Origin of the sequence: Aeromonas sp. HMWF014 (genome assembly GCF_963878295.1) — a bacterium.
Classification (GTDB): domain Bacteria; phylum Pseudomonadota; class Gammaproteobacteria; order Enterobacterales; family Aeromonadaceae; genus Aeromonas; species Aeromonas popoffii.
Window position 1 is genome coordinate 1 of the sequence record NZ_CAWNYS010000449.1, and the last position, 699, is coordinate 699.

The 699-nt window shown below is 58.5% G+C and carries 1 protein-coding gene; it reads left to right on the forward strand.

Annotated features, from left to right (window positions below; genetic code table 11):
• Positions 1-217 precede the first annotated feature (217 nt).
• The coding region (locus tag AAC083_RS23295; RefSeq protein ID WP_258224757.1) for a tRNA threonylcarbamoyladenosine dehydratase at positions 218-699 on the forward strand (482 nt) is incomplete at its 3' end.

Here is a 699-nt window from a genome sequence, read left to right on the forward strand (position 1 = left end):
CCGGCCTGTCACGCCGGGGGTCGCGGGTTCGAGTCCCGTCCGCTCCGCCAGTAACAAGAAGCCCAGTCTAACGACTGGGCTTTTTTCGTTTCCGACTATTCGACACCCGCTTTTACCATTATCCCCCCCCTCTTCCTTTCTCTATGCCGAGCCATCTTGATGATCGCCGCTGGCTTTAGTTGTCGTTATAATGGCCGCCCTCAAGCAAGGTGATGGTATGACAGCAGAATATCTACAGCGATTCGGGGGCATTGCCCGTCTTTATGGTCAGAGCGCACTTGGCTCCTTCAGTCAGGCCAGGGTCTGCGTGGTGGGGATCGGCGGGGTAGGCTCCTGGGCGGCGGAGGCGCTGGCCCGAGCCGGCATCAACCAGATCACCCTGATCGACATGGATGATATCTGCATTACCAACACCAATCGCCAGATCCACGCCATGCAGGGTACGGTTGGTCGCCCCAAAACCGAGGTGATGGCAGAGCGCATTCGCGCCATCAATCCGGATTGCGAGGTGATCGAGGTGGATGATTTCGTCACGCCCGACAACCTGGCCGAGCATATCAATCGGGAGTTTGACTATGTGGTGGATGCCATCGATTCGGTCAAGGCCAAGGTGGCGCTGATTGCCTTCTGCAAGCGCAACAAGATCCCGGTGATTGTGGCGGGTGGTGCCGGCGGGCAGATGGATCCGACCCAGATCAC